We start from the raw sequence: 21757 nt of genomic DNA on the forward strand, positions 1-21757 counted from the left end.
TCGTGTGTAGGGTGTTCGGCTGCTTCGGCGTATCTCCCGCCCCTGAGACGCTGCGGGAGGTGTCCCGCCGGCAGATCCACGGCGGTCCCGACGCGCAGGCGATGGTCAGGGGCGGGTCCTGGGCTCTCGGCGTCAACCGGCTCGCAGTCGTGGACCCGGCGGGCGGGGCGCAGCCGTACACCCTGGGCGACGGGTTGACCGCCGTCTTCAACGGGGAGATCTCCAACCACCGGGAGCTCCGGCGGCTGCTGGCGCGCCGTGGCCACACCGTTCCCGGCCGGTGCGACGGAGCGGTGATCCCGGCACTGTACGCCGAGTACGGCCCGGGGTTCGTCCGCCTGTTCGACGGCATGTTCGCGCTGGCCCTGGCCGACACCCGCGCCGCACCGCTGCTGCTGCTCGCCACCGACCCGGCGGGCATGAAGCCGCTCCACTACTCCTGGCGCGAGGACAGGAAGGAGCTGTACTTCTCCTCGGAACTGCCCGCGCTGCTGGAGTTCGGCGAGATCGGGACGGTCGCGGACCTGCTGCTCACCGGCTGCCCGGTCGACTGCGCCCGCTGTGACTCGCGCAGCTACGATGTCTCGCTCGTCTCGATGGGCAACCCGTACGTTTTCCTCCGGGCCGACCAACTCGGGCTGGCCGGCAGGCGGGAGCTGTTCGCCGCGGACGACCGGGTGCTGGGGCGGATGCTCCGGATCAGGGAGACGGCCGCCCGGCTCATGAAGTGCCGAATGCCCTGGCCGGGGAGCTCGGCCTGCCGCAGGGATCGCTGTGCGTCGAGACGCCGGGCGGCTTCACGGCCGTCGACTCGGACTGCTCCGGCGGCGAGCTCCGCTCGGCCACCGTCTCGGGGAAAGAGGTCACCCTCCTGTCCGCCCGGCCCGCGGCGGAGGCCCAGCCCGCGTAGCGAAGGAATGTCATGAGTGCGAAGAACGAGCTCCTCCAGATCATCCGCGAGCACGGCGTCGAGCCCGGGATCGCCCTTTCAGGACGGTCGGCCCCGCTGGTAGGTCAGGTGATGCTCGATCTGGTGCGGGACCTGGACTTCGAGGCGTGCGGCGGTCTCACGGCCCAGGACGGCTCCATCGCCGTCGCGATGCTCCACCGGGGCGCCCGCCTCGGCCGCGCCATGAACGCGTTCGTCATCAGCGAGGAGCTCGCCATCGAGGGCCCGGACATCGCCGGACGCCCCGTCCTGCTCGTGGCGGGCGCCTGCGCCACGGGCGACCCGGTGCTGCGGGCACTGCACGCGGTCCGCGAGGCGGGCGCGGTCCCGGTGGCGGTGGCCGTCGTGGCCGATCGGGGCGCCGGGGCCAGGCACGAGATCGAGGCCGAGGGCGTGCCCTACCTGTCCGCCTACCGGCCGGCGGAGCTGGAGGTCTGACCGACCAACTCCTTCTCCAGCCGCTCCAGGTGCCCGTCCGCCATCAGCAGCACGAGCCGCTGATAATAGTCGTTGTCCTCGATGCCGTCCAGGGTGCCCGACAGCTCGACGGTGTAACAGAGGAACTTGCAGTGCTGGAAGATGATCGCGTCGAGCAGGAGGCCGGTCGGCGGGCGGTCTCCGTATCCTGACAGGACCGCGGACGCCAGCTCGGGCACGATCGCGGTGTGCGGCGTGGCCATCTCCATCACCAGGGTGGCCAGGTCGAGCACGGTGTCTCCGACATAGGCGTCGTCGTAGTCGATGAACGCCACGAGCCGCCCGGCATCGTCCAGGATCATGTTCGCGTAGTACAGGTCGCCGTGGACGACGGCGAACCGGTCGTCCGGGGTGGCCGCGAACCGGGGCGCGACGCTCCGCCAGGCCCGGTCCAGGAGCCTGGCGACGTGGCCGGGCAGCCGGGCGACGAGGTCGGCCACCAGGGGCGCCACCTGTTCGCCGTCGGCGCGCTCGTGGGATCCGTCGGGGGTGAAACCTTCCAGCGCCCGCCGGACTCGCGCGTACATGGCTCCCGACTCGTACGCGAGCTCGGCGGTGAGGTCGGACCTCGTGCCACCTCGTCCAGGCACGAAGGACAGCAGGCTGCAGAGCGCCCCGTCCGCCGACCGCGTGAACGGCTCGCCGGTGCGCGACGGGACGGGCACCGGACCGGGCACTCCCGCCCGCCCCAGCCGGTCGAGAACCGACAGCTCGAACCGGACCTCGCTCTCGGTCCGGTCCGAGGGGTAGCCGCGGAGCAGCCATTCGCCGCGGCTGGTGCGGATCCAGTGGTTGTGGTTGATGAGGCCGCCCTCCAGCAGCCGGTGCTCGTGTAACCGCCCGACGTCGAACCTGCCGACGACGGAGACGAGGTCGGCGGTGTCTTCGTTCATGTGCTGTCTCCTGCCTCGGCGACCGCCGCGGCGGCCCGCTCGATCTGCCGTTCGCCGTGCCATCCCCTGCTCGGCACGCAGAGCGTGGATGTCCAGAGCGACTCGGTACGCGGGAGCACCGCGCCCGGGTCGATGCCGCGGTACCTGCGGAGCAGGTGCAACGGGTAGTACAGCCAGGTGCTCTCCACCCCGCGGGCGGCCAGGACGGCCGAGATCGCGTGCCGCCTGCCGGGCGGGCACCGCAGCGGGAGGAACGCCATCCCCCCGGCCCTCACGGGGGCGGGCGGAAGCGCGATCGACGTCTGCCCGGCCAGGGCCAGCGAGTAACGCCGCAGGTGACGTTCCTGAACCCGGCGGTACCGCGCCAGCCTGGGCAGCTGGTCGAGCAGCAGGGCCGCGCGCACGCCGTCGAAGGCGGCGGCCGGGCCTGCCTCGACGACGTGCCGCTCCAGCGCCTCGGCCGCGTCGGAGAAAGGCGCGGGGGCCAGCAGGGCGTGCCGGGCGAGGTCGGTGTGCAGCGCGCGTACCAGGTCGGACAAGTGGCAGCGGGCCAGTGCCCGAATCGTCCGGCCTGGCCGGGCCGGGCCGTCCTGGGGGCGCGGTCGTCGCTCCGGGGCGCCGTTCCAGACGAGAGCGCCGCCACCGCCGGCGAAGAGCGTCTTGTGGCGGCCGAAGCTGAGTACTCCGGCCGTTCCGTGCGTTCCCAGCATCCGGCCGGACACGGCGGTCGCGAGGGACTGCGCGGCGTCGTCGAGGACGTCGATGCCGTGCGCCTCGGCCAGCGGCAGCAGGGCGTCCAGCGCGCACGGCGTGCCGAAGGTGTGCGGGGCGAGGATCACCCGGGTCGCGGCGCGGATCCGGCGGGCCACGTCGGCGGGATCCAGCGTGAAGTCGGCGGTGATGTCGGCGAAGACCGGCCGCATCCGGGCGTTCAGCACCGCCTCCACCAGGGACGGGCAGCCGAAGCTCGGCAGGATCACCTCGTCGGTGTCGTGGCGGCGCAGCGCCGTGAGCGCGAGCCGCAGTGCGGCGGTGCCGCTGGAGGTAAGCGTGATGCGGTCGGCCGGCACGCCGAGCAGGCCGGCGATCCTGATCCGGGCGGCGCGCACCGCGTCCGCGGGCGCGCCGAGCCACCGGAAGAACGCCGCGCCCGGCGCGGGGAAGGGGAACAACGGCACCGCCACGCGGGCGGGCAGGCGGTTGTACCGCGTGTCTCCGGTCAGCATGCCGACCACCTTCGCGCCAGCGTGCCCGCCAGGACAGAGCTGTAGCCGGCGAGTTCATCGATCGTCACGTATTCGTCCACTCCATGGGCTCGTGAGAGGTGGCCTGGGCCGAACACCACGGCGGGGATGCCGAAGGACTCGAAGAGGCGGGCGTCGCAGGCGCTGGGGAAGTGTCCTGGCCGGGTGGGAAGCCCGAGACCGGCCGAGGTCGCCAGCAGGGCCGAGGCCAGCTCCCGGCTGCTCAGGCCGCCGGGCGCCAGGTCCAGGCCGCAGGGCTCGACGGTGATGGGGTCCCCGTAGCGCGCCCGGACGGGGTCGAGCCGCGCCTGGAGGCGGCGCAGGATGTCCGGCAGCGGCATGGCGGGCGGGCGGGCGACGGTGACGACGAGGGCGGCGCGGTCGGCGGGAGTGGCCGGGTCCCCGCCGCAGCCGTCCACCCCGTACGTGAGCAGCCGCCTCCGATCGCCGGCGAGCCCGCGCAGCTCCGCGTCGAGGTCCTCCAGCTCCATGATCACCTCGGCCATCCGCAGCAGGGCGTTGTCGCCGCGCCGGGAGTAGGCCATGTGCCCGGCCACGCCGTGACAGGTGATCAGGAACTGGGTGAAGCCGCGCGAGGACGTGCACACCTCCCCGCCGGTGGGCTCGGCGATCAGCGCCACCGCGTCGCCGGGATACCTCCCGGCCAGGAGCAGGGCGAGCGTGCCGTTGCCGCCCACCTCCTCGTCGAGCACCAGGTGCACGGTCAGGCTTCCGCGCGCGTACGGGAACAGGGGCGCGAGCCGCTTGAGCACGTAGAGGTAGCAGGCGACGCCGCCCAGCATGTCCGACGCGCCGCGGCCCCAGATCCGCGTGCCGTCGAAGTCCCCGCCGGCCGGCCCCCCGGGAGCGGACCATCGCTCGGGGTTCGGCGCGAACTCGACGTCGACGTGGCCGTTCAGGATGAGGTGCGGTCCGTCGTCACTGAACCACCGGGTGGCCACCACGCACTGCCGTTCGGTGGTGTCGTAGTCGCCGAAGACGCCGCCGAACGCCGCCACGTCGCTGAAGTCGGGGCGGGCCCTCGCGGCGGCGAGGTCCAGGCTCAGGCGGGACGTCTCCAGGCCCGCCTCCAGCAGCCACCGCTCAGAGAGGGCGAGGGCGTCTTCCTGCCCCGCCGAGCCGTAGACGGGATGGGTCCTGACCAGCCGGCCGAGCAGCTCCGCCAGTTCGCCGAGATCCCGGCGAACGGCGGCGACGGACGCCGCGACGAGGGCGGTCATGAGGCACCCGCGCTCTTGATGATCCGCTCGCACCACCGGATCATCCGGAACACGTTCCTGCGCCGCCGGTAGTCGTCCTCCCTGATCTCCAGGGTGACGGCCCGGGCTCCGCTCGCGGCGATGGCACGGAACGCCGCCGCGTAGACCGGCTCGCCGACCGTGCCGAGCCACGGCAGCACGCCTTCCACGCAGCGGCCGCCCGCCCGCGATGCCAGCCCGCGGAAGGCGCTGAAGTGGTGGTGGACGATGTACGGCAACATCGGGACGAAGTCCTCGAACGACTCATCGAGGACCCTGACGTAGAGCTCGGGCTCGGCGAGCTGCCCAGCCCTGCGAAGGGCCGCGACGTGCACGGAGTAGGAGTAGTGACAGAAGTCCAGCGTCACCCCGACGTTCCCGCCCACGTACGGCGGCATGTCGGCGGCGTAGACGAGCAGCGGATCCGCGTCGGTGGCGTCGTTCCCCACGACGGGCAGGTTCTCCAGCCCGATCCAGCAGGCGGCCCCGGCCGCGCGGGCGCGGATCAGGGCGACGGTCTCCACGAGCCTGCGGCGTTCGGCGGCGAGGTCCATGGCGTGCCACCGCTCGATGGGCCGGGTTCGGTTGGTGTGGAGCACGATCCCGTCCAGCCCGTGCTCGGCGGCCAGGTCGATGGCCTGGAACACCCGATCCAGGACGGCGGGCTCGGCCACGAAGTCGCTGTCGTTCACCGGGAAGTGGAAGGTGAACGAGCGCGGCCGCACATCTCGGGCGATGCGGCGGACCGTGGCCCGCACGCGCCGCCAGATGTCGTCGTCCATGACGCCGGCCCGGTCGAAGAGCGAGGCCTCCACACCGTACCCCTGCTCAGCCCACCTCGGGTCGAACTGGCTCTCGTCAGAGGCGAGGAAGGGGATGTTGAGGATCATGCCAGCCGCTCCTGGAGGTAGCCCGCGCCGCGGTCCTCGTGCCCTGCCCCCCGCCACCAGGCGACCGAGCCGGAGGTGTCGACGAGGTTGGGCGTCTCCCACAGGTCCGCGGGGAGGCGGCCGGCGGCGGCGAGCACCGGCCACCGGTCCGCCGGGCCCGGCCGCGCGCACAGTCCCCAGGCGACGTCGCGCTCGTCGGTGACGACGGTGTCGGCGACGTCCGCCCGCAGGCCGGCCGCGAGATCCGCGAGCTCGTCGGTACGGTCCGCGCGGGGGGCCGCGAGCGCGTCCCGCAGACCGGCCGCGCCCAGGAGCAGCTGGCCGTCACGGACGACGTCGGCGGGTTCGTCCGCGACGTGCAGGTAGGTGACGGCGCGGCTGTCCGCGCCGAGCCGCGAGCGCAGCTCCCATCCGCGCCGGCGGCCGGGGTCCGCGGAGCCCTTCGACTCCGCCAGCAGCGTGGTCACCGGTACGGGGACGTCGGCGCACGGCCCGGCCGCGAACAGCGCCACCACGGACGGGCCCGCGCTCAGCACCAGGTCCATGCACCGGATACGCTGCCCGCACGCGGCGTTCAGCTGGTAGCGCCAGACCTCGTGCAGCTGCGCCTGCGTGACCTGGACCGGCCGGCAGAAGAACGGGTACAGGCCCAGCTTGGCGTAGTAGGCGAGGATGCCGGCCGTCTTGCCGTGCCGCACGGCGTCGGGGCGGATCAGGACGAGCCCGGTGGCGCGGAAGGCCGCCACGAGAGCCTCCGTGTCGGGTGTCAGGGTGCCGCCACACGCCGACAGCGCCGCGCGGTAGCCGGCTTCGGCGCAGTAGAGATCCACTTTGCGCTGTACGGACGTCAGGCGGTGTGACAGCGCGGCGGCCGCGCGCACGTCGTACAGGTCGAGGTAGGCGGTGTCACACGTCGGCGACATAGACGATCCCCCGCGCGTAGTCCGAGATGTACAGTTTCCCACCGCCGGTTCCGGCGGCCCTGGGCGGCTCGATGAGGTGCACGGTACGGGTGCCGCCGGCGGGCAGCAGGGTCAGGCTTCCCACGCGCCGCCACCTCCGGTCGAAGGCGGCGATCGTGGCGGTGTGCTCGGTGACCAGCCAGCCGTCCGCCGTCGGCACCACGAACCTCGGGTAGTAGACGTCTCCGGGACCGATCAGGGTCTCGGTCTTGCGCAGGCCGGGCGCGGCGCGGATGACGCGATGGTTGAGCGAGTCGACGACGATCAGCGAGCCGTCCGCGCAGGGCAGCGCCTGGTGGGGGTTGTTGAGGGCGTCCCCAGCCAGGGCGCCGGTGGTCCAGCGCCACTGCAGGCGGCCGTCCAAGCCGATGCACAGCACGTCGTTCAGCTCGCTGTCGGTGATCCAGTAGTGCGACCGGCCGAGGGCGAGGTGATGGGGGTCGCCGAGCCGCACCGGCCCGGCGTCGTCGTGCACGGGCAGGTCCGAGACGGGGCGGCCGGGCGCGGCGGTGTCCACCGTCCTGAGCCTGCTCTCCAGGCCGTCGGCGATCAGCAGGCAAGGGCCTCGCCGCACGACGGAGCGGGGCCAGCCGCCGCCGCGGAACACGGTCTCCACCTCCGCCCGGCCGTCGGGCGACGACTCGTCCGGCAGGCCGGCACGGATCACCCGGCCGTGGTTGGTGTCCGCGATGAGCACGCCGTCACCGGTCGGCACGACGGCGCGCGGGAACGAGAGGGAGCCGGTAGGCGGGCAGGGCAGGGAATGCCAGAGCTCGGCCGGTACGACGCGGTCCGGGGTCAGCGTGTAGCTGTACAGCCGTCCGGAAGCGGAGTCCGCGCCCACGGCCGTGTCCCTGGCCACGGCCGCGAGGCTCGCCACGGACTCCGGGCCCGTCGTGTCCTCGTCGGAGCGGACCTCACCGTCCGGCCCCAGCCTGGTCACCCGGGAGCTCATCCGGCACGCGATCAGGAACTCGCCGTTTACCAGGGCACAGGCCGAGGGCGAGTACCTGTCCTCCGCCTCGGGCCGATACCGCCACCTGAGGTGGCCGCAGGTGTCCACGGACACGACGGACCTGGTCGTGTAGTCCGCCATCACCAGCTGCCCCTCATGGTGGGCGAGGCCGGAGACGTACGCGAGCACCGCGGCGTCCAGGCAGAACCGGGCCTCGATCCTGCCTCCGCTGCCGAGCAGGACCGTCGGGCCGCGCCGCTCGGCCGCCTCGTTGAACGCTATGCACCAGGTACCGTCTCCGCCGGCCGAGACGTCGCCTATCCTGAGCCGCCCGGCGGCCACGTCCGCGCCGACGGCGTCCTGGATGGCGGCGGCCGCCGCGGGTGGCAGCGGGGCGGTCCACCATGGCGCGCGCAGCTCGCGTGGCGGCCGCACCCGCACTGAAGATCCGTCAAGCAGGCAGTCGCGCAGGACGTTGCCGGCCTGGTCGTAGACGGTGAACCCGCCGTCGGAGGGCCACAGCCTGCTCGGCAGCCACATGGGGGCTGAGCTTCCCGCCGGGACGAGCTCAGCGGCACACCAGATACGCTCCACGCTGTTCCGCCCTGTGCCGTCCCACGTCATGTGGCGGCCACTTCCACCCGCGAGCGCACGTACGCCACTGTGTCGGCGATCCGCTGCTGGACCTCCGCCTCACCCGGTCCCGTCACCAGCGCCATGCCCAGCTTGTTGGCGATGGTGAGCCTGTTGTCCGGCACCACCGATCCGAGCTGGTGATCGAGCCGGACGCCGACCACCCACGGCAGCCCGAGGAGATCGCGCTCACTGGGCGCGCGGAGCAGCCGCCCGGGCGGGGAAGGCAGGTTGCACCAGCCGAAGTCCTGCGCGGCCTGAGCGGCCGGCGGCCGCGGTGCCTGCCCGGCCGCGAGCGCGAACCCGGCGCTCGACAGATCGAGGCCGTACGTCTCCGCGACGGCCTCCACAATCATCGCACCGCCCGGCCGCGCGCCGCACTCGGAGAAGACCAGCCCGTGGCCGGTGTCGAAGAACTCCAGGTGGAACACGCCGCGGCGCAGGCCCAGCGCCGCCAGGCTCGCCGCGGCCAGCCGACGTGTCTCGCGGAACAGGGCGACGTGCCTGGCCTCGCGGAGCACCACGGAGCTCAACGCCGTGCCGTCCCTGATCCCGAGAGCGTTGCCAAGATACCGGGAGACGCTCATGAATGTCAGGCGCCCGTCAGCCACGATGCCGTCCGCGTGCAGCTCGGTGCCGGTCACGAACTCCTCCGCCAGCAGGGGCTGCCTCCCGTGCGCGGTCGCCCGCAGCCCGGCCACGACCGCCCGCAGCTCGGCGGCCGACCTGACAACGGTAACCCCCGCCGTGGAACTGGCTGTCACCGGTTTGACGACCATCGGGTACGGCAGCCCGCCCACCGCCTCGGCCGGGTCGCGCACCGTCGAGGCAAGCAGGGCATGGCGGGCGACGGGCAGACCGGCGTCCCTGATGAGCCCCTTCTGAAGGGACTTGTCACGCATCGCGAAGGCGGTGCGCAGGCAGATGCGGTCGTCGCCGAAGTACTCGCCGAGGAAGGCCGTCGCGATGATGGCCGACTCCCGGTCGGTGTACACGTGAGAGAACCGGTCACGGCCGACCCCTGCTCGGATCAGCGCGCCAGCCAGCGTCGTCGGATCACGGATGTCGTCACAGACTATCGTGTCGGCGTCCGCCAGCTCCGGGTCGGCCAGCTCGGCCGCCATCGCCACCACGGTGAAGTCGACACCGAGGGCGGAGACCTTGGCCAGGTCACCCCGGCGCCAGCCGACCACCAGGAACCCCGTCATCAGCGCCCTTCCCGTTCCAGCAGCTCGCCACAGCGCTCGATGGAACGAACGAGCACGCCCGCCCATCGCCCCGCGCCGGCCAGCTCATACTCTCCGGCGCCCCGCCCGGCCGCGCACACCAGGGACCGCCAGGTGAGCGCGCGCGCGAGCGGCGCCACGGCGCAGCTCAGGCGGGCTGCGGACCGCAGCGCCGGGAGATCGGCGGCGTCCGTCCAGGCATCGAGGTAGGCGTCCACGAGGCGGCCAGCCTCGGGGCCTTCCGGGTGGTACCCGAAGCGGTGGCAGAGGGAACGCACCGGATACAGCAGGCTGCCGAACGGCGGCGCGATCACGGCGTCCGACCAGTCGATGTAGCGGAATTCACCACCCTGGACGCAGACGTTCTCCTCGGTGAGGTCGTCGTGCTGCACCGTGTCGCGGACCGGGATCCCGGCGAGCGCCCCGCAGATTCGGAGGAAGCCGTCCTCCAGTTCGCTGAGGCGCGCGTACTCCTTCTCGCTGAGCCCGCCAGGCTCGCCGACCCTGAGCGCACCGGGGTCGGCCAGCAGCTCCGCGAACAGGCCGGGCAGACGCGCCGCGGTCCGGTCGGCGACCCGGGCCTTCCGCAGCCCCGCCACCTGGGACTCGGCGGCCCGCTGCAGCCGCGCGTAGTCACGGAGCACCGGCTCCCAGAGACCGGGCTCCCGGCTCTCGTCCAAAATCTCGGCCAGGCTCCGGCCGGCGTCGGGCAGCAGCAGCCAGCCGCGCCGCTCGTCGGCCGCGATCGGTGGCAGCACCTGCCGGGGGGCGATGGACGCGAGCGTGGTGGTGATCGTCACCTCGTGCGCCAGCCGGGGAGAATTGACCTTCAGCCATACCCGGCCCGTGCTCGTGTCGATGCTCCGTACCGAACTCCACGCTGTTTCGTGCCACCGCTCGCCCTCGCTCCGCCCGGCCACCCGCCGGCCCGCGTCACTCAGCTGCTTGAGTGCCCACATGTGGGGATCGGTGTGGTCGTTTCCGTCCATCCCGGCGGGATCGTCGAACAGCCGGCCGAGCCACCGGGCCACCCCCGCCGCGTGGTACGGCTTGAGCTTGGACACGTCGCTCGTGCGCAGGATGCGGTCCCAGGCCAGTGCGCGCCCGATGGAGACCAGCCGGATCGCCAGGCCGGCGGCGCGCAGCAGAGTGGGCCTGGCATGCTGGTCGCCCCACGGCTCCAGGTAACTGTCGCGGATCGCACGGACCGTCGGGCCGTCCAGCGGCTCCCCGAAAATCTCCGCGGCCCGGGCCAGCGGATACCACAGGCTGCCGAACGGGTGACCGACCACGCTGTCAGCCCAGTCGATGAACGTGACCCCGCCATCGCTCAGGAAGATGTTGCCGTCATGCAGGTCGTCGTGCTGAAGGGACGGTCCGATGCCCAGCTCGGCCAGCTCCGCGCACCAGGCGGCGACCTCCGCGGTGCGCGCGCCCGCGCGTGCCAGCACGCCGGGGGGCACCAGGCCGGCGCCCGCCAGCCGGGCTCCGGCCGCGAGCACCTGCTCGAACCGCTCGGGCAGCGATTCCAGCCGATGATCGGGGACGCCCGCCGACACCAGCGCGTCGGCGTGCCCGCTCAGGTCGCGCTGCACCTGACCGTACGCCGCCAGCGCCCGTTGCCAGTTCGTGGGATCATCGACGGCTGTCGGCTGGTCGGCGAGGCGGGTGCCCGCGTCCTCGCTCAGCAACCACCCCCGGTCGGCGTCGACGGCGATCAGCGGGGCGATGTACGCGGGCACCAGGTCGCGTAACACCCTGACGAGGTCGGCCTCGTACCGGCCGTCCGGCGCGTTCGCCTTGAACCAGACGGGCCCGATGGAGGTGGGCAGCCGCATGACGACCGACCACGGCCGCAGATGGACGACCTCCCCCGGCCCGGCGGGACGGATGCCCGCCTGCCGCAACTGGCGGTGGGTCCACGCGACGGCCTCGTCCCCCCACTCCTCCCGCAGCCACGGGGAGTCAGCGGTCATGGTCGTCGCCGGGCTCGACGGGCGTACCGGCGGTCTCGCTCAACGTGATGGCAGGCTCGATGAGCGTGGCGACGGCCTCCTCGACGGCGTCGGTGTAGACGACGGCGGCGCCCGGGGGCAGCAATCGGTCCAGCAGGGGCCGGACCGGCATGGACTCGGTCCAGAATCGGCGTCCCAGGAACACGACAGGGCCCGTGGCGCCCTCGATTCCGTAGTACAGCCGGGCCGCCACCTGGACCGCCTCCTGAACGGTGCCGACGCGGCCAGGGGCGAACAGGACCCGGCAGGCGGTGACGGTCATGAGACGGCCCTCCGGCGCGGGGTCGGCCACGTAGCGGGCGGTGGCGGCGGCGAAGAGGTTGGCTTCCTGGGGCACCTCGTTCTGCCACGACGCGATGGCCAGACCGCCGCTGCGGGCGAGGTCGTCCGCGTCCGGCGGCGGGAAGCTCGCGCGCAGCTCGTGGACGGGTGCGAGGTCCTCCTGGTCGGTGGCAGCGATCAGGGCGAGCGCCGCGTCGAGGTCGGCCCGCGGCCGGGCGGCGAGGTAGGCGCCGAGGTTGACGGCCTCCATGACGCCGGGCCCTCCGCCCGTGATCACCAGCGCGCCACGCCCGGCCAGCGCCCAGCCCAAGCGGGCACAGTCACGGTAGACCGCACTGTCCCTGGCGACGGCATGGCCTCCCATCACGCCGACGACCCGGCCCCATGGGTGGCGAGTGCGGAAGGCTCGGATCGCCTCCGCCACGAGGTCGTCGAGGTCGGCGTCGTGCGCGGCGCCGTAGGCGGTCCAGGCACGACCGCCCACCCGCTGCCGCTCGGCGACCCAGTTTCCCGCCGCGACGGCGAAGGTCGTCTCGCGCTCTCCGGTACGGACCCCGGCGGACAGGTCGGCCGCCGAGTACAGGCGAGGGTAGCCGCCGAGCGCGACGCCCTCCCCCGTCACGAGCGCGGGATCCTCCTCCGCCGGATGTTCGACGCCGTCCCCTGCCGGGAACGCGGCGGAAAGATGCGATGCCGTCATGGCGATCTCCTCGAAGAACAGGCTAGGCAGCGGAGCAGGCGAGTTCACTGGCCCGCATGGACGTGATGACGCGGGCGATCCCGGCGTCCAGGCCGACCACCGGCCGGTAGCCGAGCAGCCGTCCCGCCTTCTCGATGGACGGGCTGCGGTCCAGCACGTCGGGCCCGCCCCCGTCCACCGTCCGCAGGCAGGACGCCGACCCTGACAACTCCACGATCCGGCGCGCCAGCTCGGTGACGGACAGCGTCGCCGCGTCGTTCCCGAGGTTGAACGTCGCGCCGACCGCCTGCGGCCGCTCGATGCAACGCAGCAGCCCGTGTACGAAATCCGATATGTAGCACCACGATCTCCGTTGATTTCCGTCGCCACGGATATCGAGATCCTCACCGCGCAGCGCACGGGCGATGAAGGTGGTCATCGCATTGGGTGAATAACGGTGCGGCCCGTAGACGTTGAACGGCCGGACAATAGTCACCGGCACGCCCTGCTCGTGGTGGTAGGCCATGCCGAGGAATTCGCAGGCTGCCTTGCTCGCCGCGTAACTCCAGCGCATCGAGTCGGTCTGCAGGGACAGCGACGACACCTCGTAGGCGTTGCCCGCCCGCGGCCCGTACACCTCGCTGGTGCTCATGAGCAGGAACCTGCGGAGCAGGCGCTGCCGCCGGCTGAACTCCAGGCACAACTGGGTGCCCCTGATGTTCACATCGAGGGTCTCGATGCTCTGCCGCGTCACCCGGTCGACGCCCAGGATCGCCGCGGCATGCACGATGACCTCGAAGTCGTCGTCCAGGTCGGCGTAGGTGCCGGGGTCGGTGACGCCACCCCGTACGACGGTGAAGGCCGGGTGCCTGACGAGCCCGAGCGCCTCCGCGGTGCTGCCCGGCACGCCGGACATGTCCAGGGCGGTCACGCGGTAGCCCTCGGCGAGCAGCCGCCGCGCCAGCCAGCCCCCGATGAATCCAAGACCGCCGGTGATCAGCGCGCGCGGAGTGGAGTCGTGCGGTGCCATCGCCGCCCTTTCGCTTGTCCTTTGGGCGTTTCCACGGCGAGGGTACGAGTGCGAGATCAGGCTGGTCAATTCGGCGAAACAGAAACCGCCCCGCCTTTCTGCGGGAAATCGACGCGACGGCCGCCGCGGCTGCCCACTGGAAATCCCGGCCCCACTCTTTCCGGTAAAGTCGCTTTTTCCTTCGTATTGGTAACGTGGCCGGCGTGCTGACCTACAGCCGTCCTTTCTGGGACGAGACCGAGCTGCTCGAGATCCGGAAAGTCATCGAGTCCGGCACCTGGACGGGGGGCCCGGCACTTGCACGTTTCGAGGACGAGTTGCGGGACGCGCTCCGCGTTCCCGAGGTGGTCTGCCTGTCCAGCGGGACGACCGCGATCCAGGCCCTGCTCACGCTGCTCCGCCGGCCGGAGTCCAGCGGGCTGGTGGTCACGTCGTCGCTCAACTTCGTGGCGGTCGCCTCGGCGGCGCTGCACGCCGGCTACGACCTCGCCTGTACCGACATCGAGCGCGACACCCTCAACATGGCGCCCGGCTCCCTGGCGGAGGTCCTGGAGAGGCTGGCCCCTCGCTACGCGCAGATCGTGGTGTTCCCGGTGCACTTCGCGGGCCTGCCGTGCGACATAGCGGCCCTCTCGGCGATCGCCCGAGCGCACGGCGCGCTCCTGGCCGAGGACGCCTGCCACGCGATCGGGGCCGCCTACCACCCCGGCGGCCCGCCGGTCGGAGGCCATCCGGCGAGCGTCGGCGCCGCCTTCAGCTTCCATCCGACCAAGCCGGTGGCCGCGGGAGAGGGCGGCGCGCTGGCGCTGGCCGATCCGGCGCTGGCCGGGCGCGTGCGCCGCTACCGCAACCACAACATGTCCCGCGAGGACTTCCTCGACCTCGAGGCGGCGGTGGATCCAGGCCTGGGCCCCAACCCCTGGTACTACCAGGTGCTCGCGCCCGGTTCCAACCTGCGCATGTCGGACCTCCACGCGGCCGTCGGGCTGGCCCAGCTGGCACGCCTGCCGTTGAGTCTGAGCCGCCGCAGGGCCCTCGTGGACCGATACCGGGCGGCCGCCGCGGAGCTGCCTGGCGTCCGGCTGGTCACGCCGGATGACAGCGCCGGCTCCGCACACCATCTCCTGCCGGCGGTCTTCGACCTGGACGCGCTCGGTATGACCAAGCGCGAGGTCTTCGAGTTCTTCCGCCGCCGGGGGATCCTGCTGCAACTGCACTACACCCCGATCCACTGCCAGCCCGCCTTCGCATCGCTGCCCGCCGTGCGGGGCTGCGCCTTCCCGGTGCTCGACGAGGTGCGCAGGGGGCTGTTCAGCTTGCCGCTCTTCCACGGCATGACGGACCGTGACCTGGACCAGGTGCTGCGCGCGCTGGGCGACCTCGCGGAGAGAAGCTGACCTTCCGAGCGCGCCCGGGACCTCTTCAGACCCACCTGTCAGATCCGTCCGAGGGGCACAGCGTCATGCGCCACAAGGCCACCGCGGTCTCGCTGAGCCGGAAGGCGTTCCTGTCCTCGATGAGGCCGATGACGTCGTACGGCACCGAAGCGGGATTGGCGCTGCCCGCCATGTACCCCACGATCGCGCCCTGCGTGTCGGCGTCCGCCCCGATCCTGACCGCGTCCAGGACGGCGTCGGGCAGCGACATCGTATGGCGGTGCCGCCAGATGACGGCGAAGGCGATCGGCACCACGTAAGTCACGTCCTTGCAGGCGTCGATGTCGGCCGGCAGCAGCGATTCGAGGTCGTCGCAGTGTTCGAGGGCACGGCTGATCGCCTCGTGCAGCGGCGGCGCGCCGTCCTCCTCGCCGTACGGGGCCGCGAGCGCGCTGGCCTCCAGCGCCTGCCGTACCCCGGCGGTGACGTCGTCGTCGCGGAGCATGGCGCGCACGAACGCGGCGGCCGCCGCGGCACCTGAGATCGTGCTGCGGGCGGTGTGCGAGATGCGGGAGGCCGCGGCCACGGCGGCGACCAGGCCGGGCAGGTCGTTGTTGGCGAAGGCCAACGCGACCGGGGCGATCCGCATCGCCGCGCCGGCGCCCAGGCTGGCCATTCGCACGTCGCCGCCGCGCCGCCGTGCCCGCAGGTCGTGAATGGCCGATTGGGCGCTGGCGTACCGGCCGGGGAGCGCCGCGAGCCGGGCGGCGATGTCCTCGGTGTCCAGGCGCTGCCTGCTGATCAGGCTCTGCGCCACGCACAGGCTCTGGAACGTGTCGTCGCTCGCCTCGTACCGCATCCAGCACCGGCGACCGGGGGCGGCCGGGACCGGCACCGGCCAGTCGGGGTCGGCGCCGTAGACCTCGGTGACCTGGGCGGGCCGGTAGAACACGAACGGCTGCCCCTGGGCGTCGCCGTAGGCCAGCCCGGCGAGGGCTCCCCAGATCCGGCGGTACCTGCGGTCGGCCGCCTCATCCGCGACGGCCGCGCTCTCGATCGGCGGCACGACCTGGCGGTGGCGGACCTCCGTGCCGTTCGCCTTCCGCATCAGCCTGTCACGCACTGGCGCAGTTTCTTGACTCCTGAGGCGATCGCCCGCAGGTCGCCGCCGATGGCGAAGCGGAAGAAGCGCACGCCGCCCAGCCGCGCCGCGGCGATCTCCCGGCCGAAGGACGAGGCATGGCGGTCCAGTCCCAGCCAGTCGGGGTGGTCCTCATCGTCCTCCGCGTCGAAGAGGTGTTCGCGCAGGATCTCTTCGATGGACTCGGCCGGCTCCCGCTCGTGGAAGTCCACGTCCTTCCTGGTCAGGTCCATGCTCAGGAACGCGATGGCCTGCAGGGTGCCGCGCGGGGTGATGGTCGCACCGCACAGGGAGGCGAAGTGCTCCGGGGTGAAGGAGACCTTCCTCGTCTCGTCCCGCAGGTGACCGGGCACCCGGTCCCACAGTCCCGCCGCCTGGAGCGTGCCGTGGCCGATCGGATAGTCGGTGGGCCAGCCGTACACACCGGGGCCCTGACCGGTCCCTGACCCGCCGACCAGGCAGAGGCGGTCGTTGCCGACCAGGTCCATCCCGCCGTGGACCAGGGCGGCGGTGAGCGTCGTGGTCTTGCCCGCGCCCTTGTGGCCGACGAACGCGAGCACCCCGCCCGCCGCGTCCGTGACCGCTGAGGCGTGCAGCTGGATCATGCCGAGCCGCTGCTCGCCGCGGGTGAGGATCTGGCGGAGCGCCTTGCGCATCAGTTCCGCCGCCACCTTCCTGTCGCCCCGTACGGCGGCGTGCCCTGCGGTGCGCACGACCGTCGCGCCGCGCTCGGGGAGGTGCAGCTCGTAGCCGTCGCCTCTGGGCACCCGGATGGCGGTCGTCTCGTGCTCGACCCGGACCCGGCGCCCCTCCGTGACGGGGGACGCGCCGTCTCCGTCATAGCTGATGTGCCAGGCCAGGACCTCGTCCGGCTCTTCCGGCCGTATTTCGTGGATCGTGCGATACTTGCCCAGGACCCGCTCCAGCATCGCCTCGTCGGCGCCGCTCACCCGGATCCGTCCGACGGCCTCACTGATCACATCGGGCATGGTCACCCTCATTCCTTCCGTGGCCGCCGGTCACGCCGGCTCGGCCACCAGATAGCCGTACATGATCTCCGGAGCCGTGGTCCGCTCCTCGACCACCCGGAAACCGCTGTCTTCCAGGAGGGCGCGCCACTGCAACCGGGTGCGCATGTGCTCGCCCTCGCCGCGCAGGACCCGGCCCATGATCTGCACGTCGCGGACCGCGTGCGGGAGGCAGCCTTGGCGGGCCGCGTTCACGATCTTCCTGAGGTAGACGTCGCAGATGCGGTCGATCACGCCGGGAGCCGCCAGGTCATGCGTGTCGAGGAAGCTCTCGCCGAGGAACATCCGGCCGCCCGACCCGAGGCGGGCGCGGCAGGACGTCAGCACCCGGCCGATCTCGTCATGGTCGAAGTGGTGCATCGACATGATGGCGGCCAGCCGGTCGTAGCCGGTCCCCGTCCACTGCGAGAAGCTGGTGTGCAGGCGCCGGACGGTGCCCGCGCGCAGCCGCTCCAGCGGGATCCGGTCGAGCATCTCCTTGCTCAGGTCGAGCAGGTCGAGCTGGGCGACCTCGGGGAGGCGGACGGCGAGCTTCCCGTCGCCGCACCCGAGGTCGAGCACGCGATGGCCGGGCTCGAACGCCATGGTCCCTATGCAGGCCTCTAGGAGCTGGGCGTGCTGGGACAGGGACGGCAGCGCGTACCCCTCTCGCGCCCAGGAGTCGAAGAACTGGCGGCCGGGCTGCGTCTCGCCGGTGGCGAGCCTGGTCAGCTCGGCGAGCGAGAGATCGAGGCCGGTGTCGGCGAGCACGCGTTCGAGCACCTCGCGCAGCCGCGCCGCCCGGTGGCTTCCCGGCGAGCGGCCGTCGTACGGCTGCGGGAGGGCGACAGCCTCCAGGTCCAGGGTCCCCTCCCCCGAGGGAAAGACGACGACGTCGGCGCCCAGAACCGGCTCCTCGCCCAGCACGCCCACCAGCGACCCGGGGAACCGTCCCGAGATCTCCGGCAGGCGGCCGGCGTCGTCGGGCTCGATCATGACGACGGCGGGGCGGACCGGCGACTGCGCGGAAGACGGCGCGCTGCCGGCCGGGACCACCCAGCTCGCCTGTGGGGCCGCCCGCAGGAGCCCGTCCGTGAGGACGGCGTCCAGGCGTGACCGCTCCAGCGGTAGCCAGGCGCACCGGGCCGCCATGCCGGCCGGGTCGGTGTAGGCGAGGCCGCCGGGCTCCAGGTCCGCCACGTCCTCGGGGAAGCGCGCGGCCCGCGCCGACACGCGGTTCTCACGGGCCAGCAGGTCGAGGAGGCCGGCGGCGGGCGTGCCCGCCGGTATGGCGCGGCCCGAGGGGGCGATGACCGACGGTGCGCCAGCGGGAAGGCGCACCCGCAGGAGCGAGCGCGTTCGCTCGGGTACCGGCGGCAGCTCGCCCGCCAGTTCGGCCAGCACCCCGTCGTCGGTGGTCCCGCGCCGCGCCGCCCGCGCCCTCTCGTGCGGCAGCCGTGGCGGGCCACCGTCGGCGAACCTCAGCGAGCGGCGGTAACGCTCCTCGAACGCCTGCCGCGCCGCCTCGAACGCCGCCGGGTCGGGAGGCCTGATCGCCATCACGAAAGTGGAGCCCGGGCTCCCGTCGTTCCCCAGCCAGTGCAACATCTCGGCGGCGAGCAGCACGCCGAAGCCCTTGTGGTCGCCGCCACCCCCCATCGGGCGGACGAAACCGCGAAACCCGCTGTCCGTGAAGACGTCCGAGGGTGTGCGCGCGCGAGCGTGCGCCGTGGTCAGGAAGGCCGACTCGTCGAAGGGACGGGAGCCGGTCAGGACATCGCCGTTGGTCATCGCGGCCAGCGAGCCGTCGAAGACGACGTGCTCTCCCTCCGCACCTGGGCAGCCCCAGGCCTGGGCGTTGGTGCCGATGACGGGCGCGGCGTGGACCACCTCGCGGCCGCCCACCGGCCCGATCACCCGGGCCGGCGACCTGGAGGCCAGGAAACACAGGTAGCCCGCCTCGCACAGCAGCTCGGCCGGCTGGGCGAGGGTGTTCGTGGGGTAGAGGTTGGCGATCTGCAGGACGAAGGAGTCGCGCCGCTCGCCCAGCACGGTCGTGAGGACCTTCTCCAGGGCGTAGTAGCCGATGCCGCCGCGGGCGTCCCAGCACAGCAGCCCGTTCCGCTCGCCGTGGTACACCGGCTCGACGCCGGGTTCGCAGAGACCGGCGTCGAGCACGTCCTGGACGAATCCGCGGGTGAGGCGGCGCAGGCCGTGGCTCGTCGTTCCCGAGCGCTCGCCGAACGTCAGAGCGCGCAGGGTGGCCGCCGCCTCCGCCGCGGTGAGGCCGTAGGAATAGAGCAGATCGAGATATGCGTCAGCCACGTCCTCCCGTTTCATGAGGTGACCAATGGAATCACCGTCGGATACCGTCGCTCCTGGATGAATACGCCACCAGCCATATCTGTTCGGGACCGCCTAAAGGCTAGAACTGACATCGACGGGTTCATTCTGTCAGCGACGCCGTGCCGGGAAACGCGGCGGAAGGAAGCGTCGGATTGTTTCCGGCTCCAGCCGGGTCCGCGTGGCGCCGTTTCCGGCCAGATGGAAGCCGCGCGACGGACGCCGTCTCGCCCTGGACTGGGGCAATCGCCTAGCTCTAGTGTTCGCTGAAGTCCATGCCGCACCGGGAGATGGTAATCGTATGAACTTGGCTGACTATCCGGTCCGCGAGAAAACGGTCAGGGCGTATCGCGTACAGGGAGAAACGATTCTCTTCCGGTACATCGACCGGTACAGGACCAATGAGGTGGGCGGTTTCATCGTCGCTTTGTGCGATGGCCGGCACTCCGGTGAGGACATTGTCCAGGAGCTGCGGAAGCGTTATGACATCGAGCCGGAACGAGCCATCTCCGTGACCACCCGATTTCTTGAGGAAATGCTCGCCAAAGGCTTCCTGACGCTGACGGCCGCAGCGCTCTGAAAGGGGTGACGATGGGCCTTCCACATGGCGCGAACCCGGCCATCGAGGCCGTGAACCTCAGCCGGTCGTACCAGATCCGGTCGGGCTGGCTGAGGCCGAGGACCAAGACGATCGACGCGGTGCGGGGCGTCAGCTTCACTATCGAGCGGGGCGAGCTGTTCGGTCTTCTCGGGCCCAACGGCGCCGGCAAGACGACCACCATCAAGATGCTCAACACACTGCTCCTGCCCACCGACGGCACGGCCCGGGTGCTGGGGTTCGACGTCACCGAGCACCCGGTCGAGGTACGGCGCCGCATCGGGTACGTCTTCGGCGGCGACAAGGGCCTCTACGACCGCCTCAGCGCCCTGGACAACCTGCGCTACTTCGCCGAGCTGTACGGGGTCGAGGCCGCGCGCCAGCTGCCCAGGATCCACGAGCTGCTGGAACTGGTCGGGCTGTCGGGCCGCGAGCGCGAGCGCGTCGAGGGCTACTCGCGAGGCATGCGGCAGCGGCTGCACATCGCCAGGGGACTGCTGCACGAGCCGGAGGTCCTGTTCCTGGATGAGCCATCCATCGGCGTGGACCCGGTCGCCGCCCGCGCCCTGCGCGAGACGGTCGAAGGGCTGAACGCCCAAGGCGTCACGATCCTGCTGACCACGCACTACATGGCGGAGGCGGACGAGCTCTGCGACCGGATCGCGGTCATCGCCGACGGCGTCATCCAGGTCATCGGCACGCCTGAGGCGCTGAAGTCCGGCGTGGCGGCCGACACGGTGGTCGAGATCGAGGTCGCGGGACTGACCGGCGAGCACGAGGCGTCGCTGCGGGCGCTGTCGGGCGTGCTGTGGGTGGAGGCCGAGAAGACCGAGGCCCAGGCCTGCCTGCTGACCATCAGGGCCAAGGCCGGGGCCGACATCTACTCCGCCGCGCTCGGGATCCTGGCCGGCCTGCACATCGTGCGCGTGTCGGGCCGCGAACCCAGCCTGGAGGACGCCTACGTGGCCATCGTGGGCGGCCCCGCGTACCGCGCCTCCGCAGAGACGCCATGAGGTACCACTCGCCCCGCCTCCTGCGCGTCGTCTATCTCGGTGTGCGGGCCCAGTTCCTGACGATGTCGCGGGCGAGGCTGCTCATCGTCTTCAACGTGCTCACCCCTGTCGTGTACGCCATCATCGCGACGTACCTGTACGGCGCGGACCGCCCCGACAAGCTCCTGCAGGTCAGCGTGGGCGCGGGCCTGATGGGCGTGTGGACCTCCGTGTTGTTCGGCTCGGGCGGCGCCATCCAGAACAAGCGCTGGGCGGGCCTGCTGGAGCCGCTGATCTCGACGCCCGCCCCCTTCTCGGTGGTCCTGTTCTCCATCTCCCTGGCCACCTCGATCGTCGGCATCTACGCCATGATCGCGACCGTGCTGTGGGGGGCGGTGTTCTTCGGCATCCCCTTGGCGTTCCCGTCACCGCCGCTGTTTCTCGCGGCCACCGTCGTCTGCGTGCTGGCCATGGGCATGATGGGCATGCTGCTGGCCTCGACCTTCGTCTTCATGCGCAACGCCAACGCGCTGGCCAACACCCTGGACCATCCGATCTGGCTGCTGTCCGGCATGCTGGTGCCGATCTCCACTCTGCCCGGCTGGCTGCACCCGCTGGCCTGGGTCCTGCCGAGCACCTGGGGCGCGGCGGCGGTGCACAACACGCTCAACGGCGGCCCGGTGCTCTGGCCCATGGCCGCGGCGCTCGGGCTGGGCGCCGGGTACCTCCTTCTGTCGCTGCTGGCGCTGCGCCGCGTGGAGTACCTGGCCCGCCGGCAGGCGACGCTCGCCCTGGCCTGAGCCCTC

At 72.0% G+C, this 21757-nt stretch carries 19 protein-coding genes; 6 read left to right on the forward strand and 13 right to left on the reverse strand.

Going from position 1 to position 21757, the window contains the following annotated elements:
• Positions 1 to 2 precede the first annotated feature (2 nt).
• Together ABD830_RS22560 and ABD830_RS22565 are read left to right on the forward strand one after the other, a co-directional pair.
• A complete protein-coding gene (locus ABD830_RS22560) occupies positions 3 to 926 on the forward strand; it encodes a class II glutamine amidotransferase domain-containing protein (RefSeq protein WP_344990528.1) in 924 nt (307 codons plus the stop codon).
• Positions 923 to 1387 carry an orotate phosphoribosyltransferase gene (locus tag ABD830_RS22565; RefSeq protein ID WP_344990530.1) on the forward strand — a complete coding sequence of 155 codons (465 nt, stop codon included), beginning with the start codon at positions 923 to 925 and terminating at the stop codon, positions 1385 to 1387. Before ABD830_RS22560 ends, ABD830_RS22565 begins: the two co-directional genes overlap by 4 nt.
• On the opposite strand, the gene ABD830_RS22570 is transcribed toward ABD830_RS22565, so the two are convergent.
• The 10 genes from ABD830_RS22570 to ABD830_RS22615 all read right to left on the reverse strand — a co-directional run bounded on the left by ABD830_RS22570 (position 1360) and on the right by ABD830_RS22615 (position 13494).
• Positions 1360 to 2319 carry a phosphotransferase gene (locus ABD830_RS22570; protein WP_344990532.1) on the reverse strand — a complete coding sequence of 320 codons (960 nt, stop codon included), beginning with the start codon at positions 2317 to 2319 and terminating at the stop codon, positions 1360 to 1362. The genes ABD830_RS22565 and ABD830_RS22570 overlap by 28 nt on opposite strands.
• Positions 2316 to 3545: an aminotransferase class V-fold PLP-dependent enzyme gene (locus ABD830_RS22575; RefSeq protein ID WP_344990534.1), complete on the reverse strand. Its 1230-nt coding sequence runs from the start codon at positions 3543 to 3545 to the stop codon at positions 2316 to 2318. The genes ABD830_RS22570 and ABD830_RS22575 overlap by 4 nt, the downstream gene beginning before the upstream one ends.
• Positions 3539 to 4804, reverse strand: a complete 1266-nt coding sequence (locus ABD830_RS22580; protein ID WP_344990536.1) for a M20 family metallopeptidase — start codon at positions 4802 to 4804, stop codon at positions 3539 to 3541. Before ABD830_RS22580 ends, ABD830_RS22575 begins: the two co-directional genes overlap by 7 nt.
• Positions 4801 to 5712: a TIM barrel protein gene (locus ABD830_RS22585; RefSeq protein WP_344990538.1), complete on the reverse strand. Its 912-nt coding sequence runs from the start codon at positions 5710 to 5712 to the stop codon at positions 4801 to 4803. Before ABD830_RS22585 ends, ABD830_RS22580 begins: the two co-directional genes overlap by 4 nt.
• A complete protein-coding gene (locus ABD830_RS22590) occupies positions 5709 to 6635 on the reverse strand; it encodes a hypothetical protein (RefSeq protein ID WP_344990540.1) in 927 nt (308 codons plus the stop codon). Before ABD830_RS22590 ends, ABD830_RS22585 begins: the two co-directional genes overlap by 4 nt.
• Positions 6619 to 8169, reverse strand: a complete 1551-nt coding sequence (locus ABD830_RS22595) for an NHL repeat-containing protein (protein ID WP_344990542.1) — start codon at positions 8167 to 8169, stop codon at positions 6619 to 6621. The genes ABD830_RS22590 and ABD830_RS22595 overlap by 17 nt, the downstream gene beginning before the upstream one ends.
• Positions 8170 to 8249: 80 nt before the next feature.
• Positions 8250 to 9470, reverse strand: a complete 1221-nt coding sequence (locus tag ABD830_RS22600) for an ATP-grasp domain-containing protein (protein WP_344990544.1) — start codon at positions 9468 to 9470, stop codon at positions 8250 to 8252.
• Positions 9470 to 11464, reverse strand: a complete 1995-nt coding sequence (locus ABD830_RS22605) for a phosphotransferase (RefSeq protein WP_344990546.1) — start codon at positions 11462 to 11464, stop codon at positions 9470 to 9472. The genes ABD830_RS22600 and ABD830_RS22605 overlap by 1 nt, the downstream gene beginning before the upstream one ends.
• Positions 11454 to 12485 carry an SLOG cluster 4 domain-containing protein gene (locus ABD830_RS22610; RefSeq protein WP_344990549.1) on the reverse strand — a complete coding sequence of 344 codons (1032 nt, stop codon included), beginning with the start codon at positions 12483 to 12485 and terminating at the stop codon, positions 11454 to 11456. Before ABD830_RS22610 ends, ABD830_RS22605 begins: the two co-directional genes overlap by 11 nt.
• Positions 12486 to 12507: 22 nt before the next feature.
• Positions 12508 to 13494, reverse strand: a complete 987-nt coding sequence (locus tag ABD830_RS22615; RefSeq protein WP_344990552.1) for an NAD-dependent epimerase/dehydratase family protein — start codon at positions 13492 to 13494, stop codon at positions 12508 to 12510.
• 203 nt (positions 13495 to 13697) lie between these two features.
• Here ABD830_RS22615 and ABD830_RS22620 point away from each other — a divergent pair, with 203 nt between their 5' ends.
• Positions 13698 to 14891: a DegT/DnrJ/EryC1/StrS family aminotransferase gene (locus tag ABD830_RS22620; protein WP_344990554.1), complete on the forward strand. Its 1194-nt coding sequence runs from the start codon at positions 13698 to 13700 to the stop codon at positions 14889 to 14891.
• Between the two features lie 25 nt (positions 14892 to 14916).
• On the opposite strand, the gene ABD830_RS22625 is transcribed toward ABD830_RS22620, so the two are convergent.
• Genes ABD830_RS22625 through ABD830_RS22635 form a run of 3 tightly spaced genes read right to left on the reverse strand, consistent with a single transcriptional unit; the run spans position 14917 to position 19343 of the window.
• Positions 14917 to 15993, reverse strand: coding sequence for an ADP-ribosylglycohydrolase family protein (locus tag ABD830_RS22625; RefSeq protein WP_344990555.1), 1077 nt, complete (start codon positions 15991 to 15993; stop codon positions 14917 to 14919).
• The gene (locus tag ABD830_RS22630) at positions 15978 to 17006 is read right to left on the reverse strand and encodes a hypothetical protein (RefSeq protein WP_344990556.1); all 1029 of its coding nucleotides are present in this window, start codon (positions 17004 to 17006) and stop codon (positions 15978 to 15980) included. Before ABD830_RS22630 ends, ABD830_RS22625 begins: the two co-directional genes overlap by 16 nt.
• A 24-nt stretch (positions 17007 to 17030) precedes the next feature.
• On the reverse strand, positions 17031 to 19343 hold the full coding sequence (locus ABD830_RS22635) for an Ldh family oxidoreductase (protein WP_344990558.1): 2313 nt from the start codon (positions 19341 to 19343) through the stop codon (positions 17031 to 17033).
• A gap of 319 nt (positions 19344 to 19662) precedes the next feature.
• Here ABD830_RS22635 and ABD830_RS22640 point away from each other — a divergent pair, with 319 nt between their 5' ends.
• From ABD830_RS22640 to ABD830_RS22650, 3 genes are read left to right on the forward strand one after another with little or no spacing between them, the layout of a single operon-like run.
• The gene (locus ABD830_RS22640) at positions 19663 to 19941 is read left to right on the forward strand and encodes a PqqD family protein (RefSeq protein WP_344990560.1); all 279 of its coding nucleotides are present in this window, start codon (positions 19663 to 19665) and stop codon (positions 19939 to 19941) included.
• 11 nt (positions 19942 to 19952) lie between these two features.
• Positions 19953 to 20972 carry an ABC transporter ATP-binding protein gene (locus ABD830_RS22645; RefSeq protein ID WP_344990562.1) on the forward strand — a complete coding sequence of 340 codons (1020 nt, stop codon included), beginning with the start codon at positions 19953 to 19955 and terminating at the stop codon, positions 20970 to 20972.
• Positions 20969 to 21751 carry an ABC transporter permease gene (locus tag ABD830_RS22650; protein ID WP_344990565.1) on the forward strand — a complete coding sequence of 261 codons (783 nt, stop codon included), beginning with the start codon at positions 20969 to 20971 and terminating at the stop codon, positions 21749 to 21751. The genes ABD830_RS22645 and ABD830_RS22650 overlap by 4 nt, the downstream gene beginning before the upstream one ends.
• Positions 21752 to 21757 lie beyond the last annotated feature (6 nt).

This window comes from Nonomuraea helvata, assembly GCF_039535785.1.
In the GTDB taxonomy this organism is placed as follows: Bacteria; Actinomycetota; Actinomycetes; order Streptosporangiales; family Streptosporangiaceae; genus Nonomuraea; species Nonomuraea helvata.

Coding starts and splice junctions, on each gene's coding strand:
- ABD830_RS22580 (WP_344990536.1), bottom strand. CDS start 4,804: ATGACCGCCCTCGTCGCGGCGTCCGTCGCCGCCGTTCGCCGGGATCTC.
- ABD830_RS22640 (WP_344990560.1), top strand. CDS start 19,663: ATGAACTTGGCTGACTATCCGGTCCGCGAGAAAACGGTCAGGGCGTAT.
- ABD830_RS22645 (WP_344990562.1), top strand. CDS start 19,953: ATGGGCCTTCCACATGGCGCGAACCCGGCCATCGAGGCCGTGAACCTC.
- ABD830_RS22585 (WP_344990538.1), bottom strand. CDS start 5,712: ATGATCCTCAACATCCCCTTCCTCGCCTCTGACGAGAGCCAGTTCGAC.
- ABD830_RS22615 (WP_344990552.1), bottom strand. CDS start 13,494: ATGGCACCGCACGACTCCACTCCGCGCGCGCTGATCACCGGCGGTCTT.
- ABD830_RS22605 (WP_344990546.1), bottom strand. CDS start 11,464: ATGACCGCTGACTCCCCGTGGCTGCGGGAGGAGTGGGGGGACGAGGCC.
- ABD830_RS22575 (WP_344990534.1), bottom strand. CDS start 3,545: ATGCTGACCGGAGACACGCGGTACAACCGCCTGCCCGCCCGCGTGGCG.
- ABD830_RS22570 (WP_344990532.1), bottom strand. CDS start 2,319: ATGAACGAAGACACCGCCGACCTCGTCTCCGTCGTCGGCAGGTTCGAC.
- ABD830_RS22590 (WP_344990540.1), bottom strand. CDS start 6,635: ATGTCGCCGACGTGTGACACCGCCTACCTCGACCTGTACGACGTGCGC.
- ABD830_RS22610 (WP_344990549.1), bottom strand. CDS start 12,485: ATGACGGCATCGCATCTTTCCGCCGCGTTCCCGGCAGGGGACGGCGTC.
- ABD830_RS22600 (WP_344990544.1), bottom strand. CDS start 9,470: ATGACGGGGTTCCTGGTGGTCGGCTGGCGCCGGGGTGACCTGGCCAAG.
- ABD830_RS22595 (WP_344990542.1), bottom strand. CDS start 8,169: ATGTGGCTGCCGAGCAGGCTGTGGCCCTCCGACGGCGGGTTCACCGTC.
- ABD830_RS22650 (WP_344990565.1), top strand. CDS start 20,969: ATGAGGTACCACTCGCCCCGCCTCCTGCGCGTCGTCTATCTCGGTGTG.
- ABD830_RS22565 (WP_344990530.1), top strand. CDS start 923: ATGAGTGCGAAGAACGAGCTCCTCCAGATCATCCGCGAGCACGGCGTC.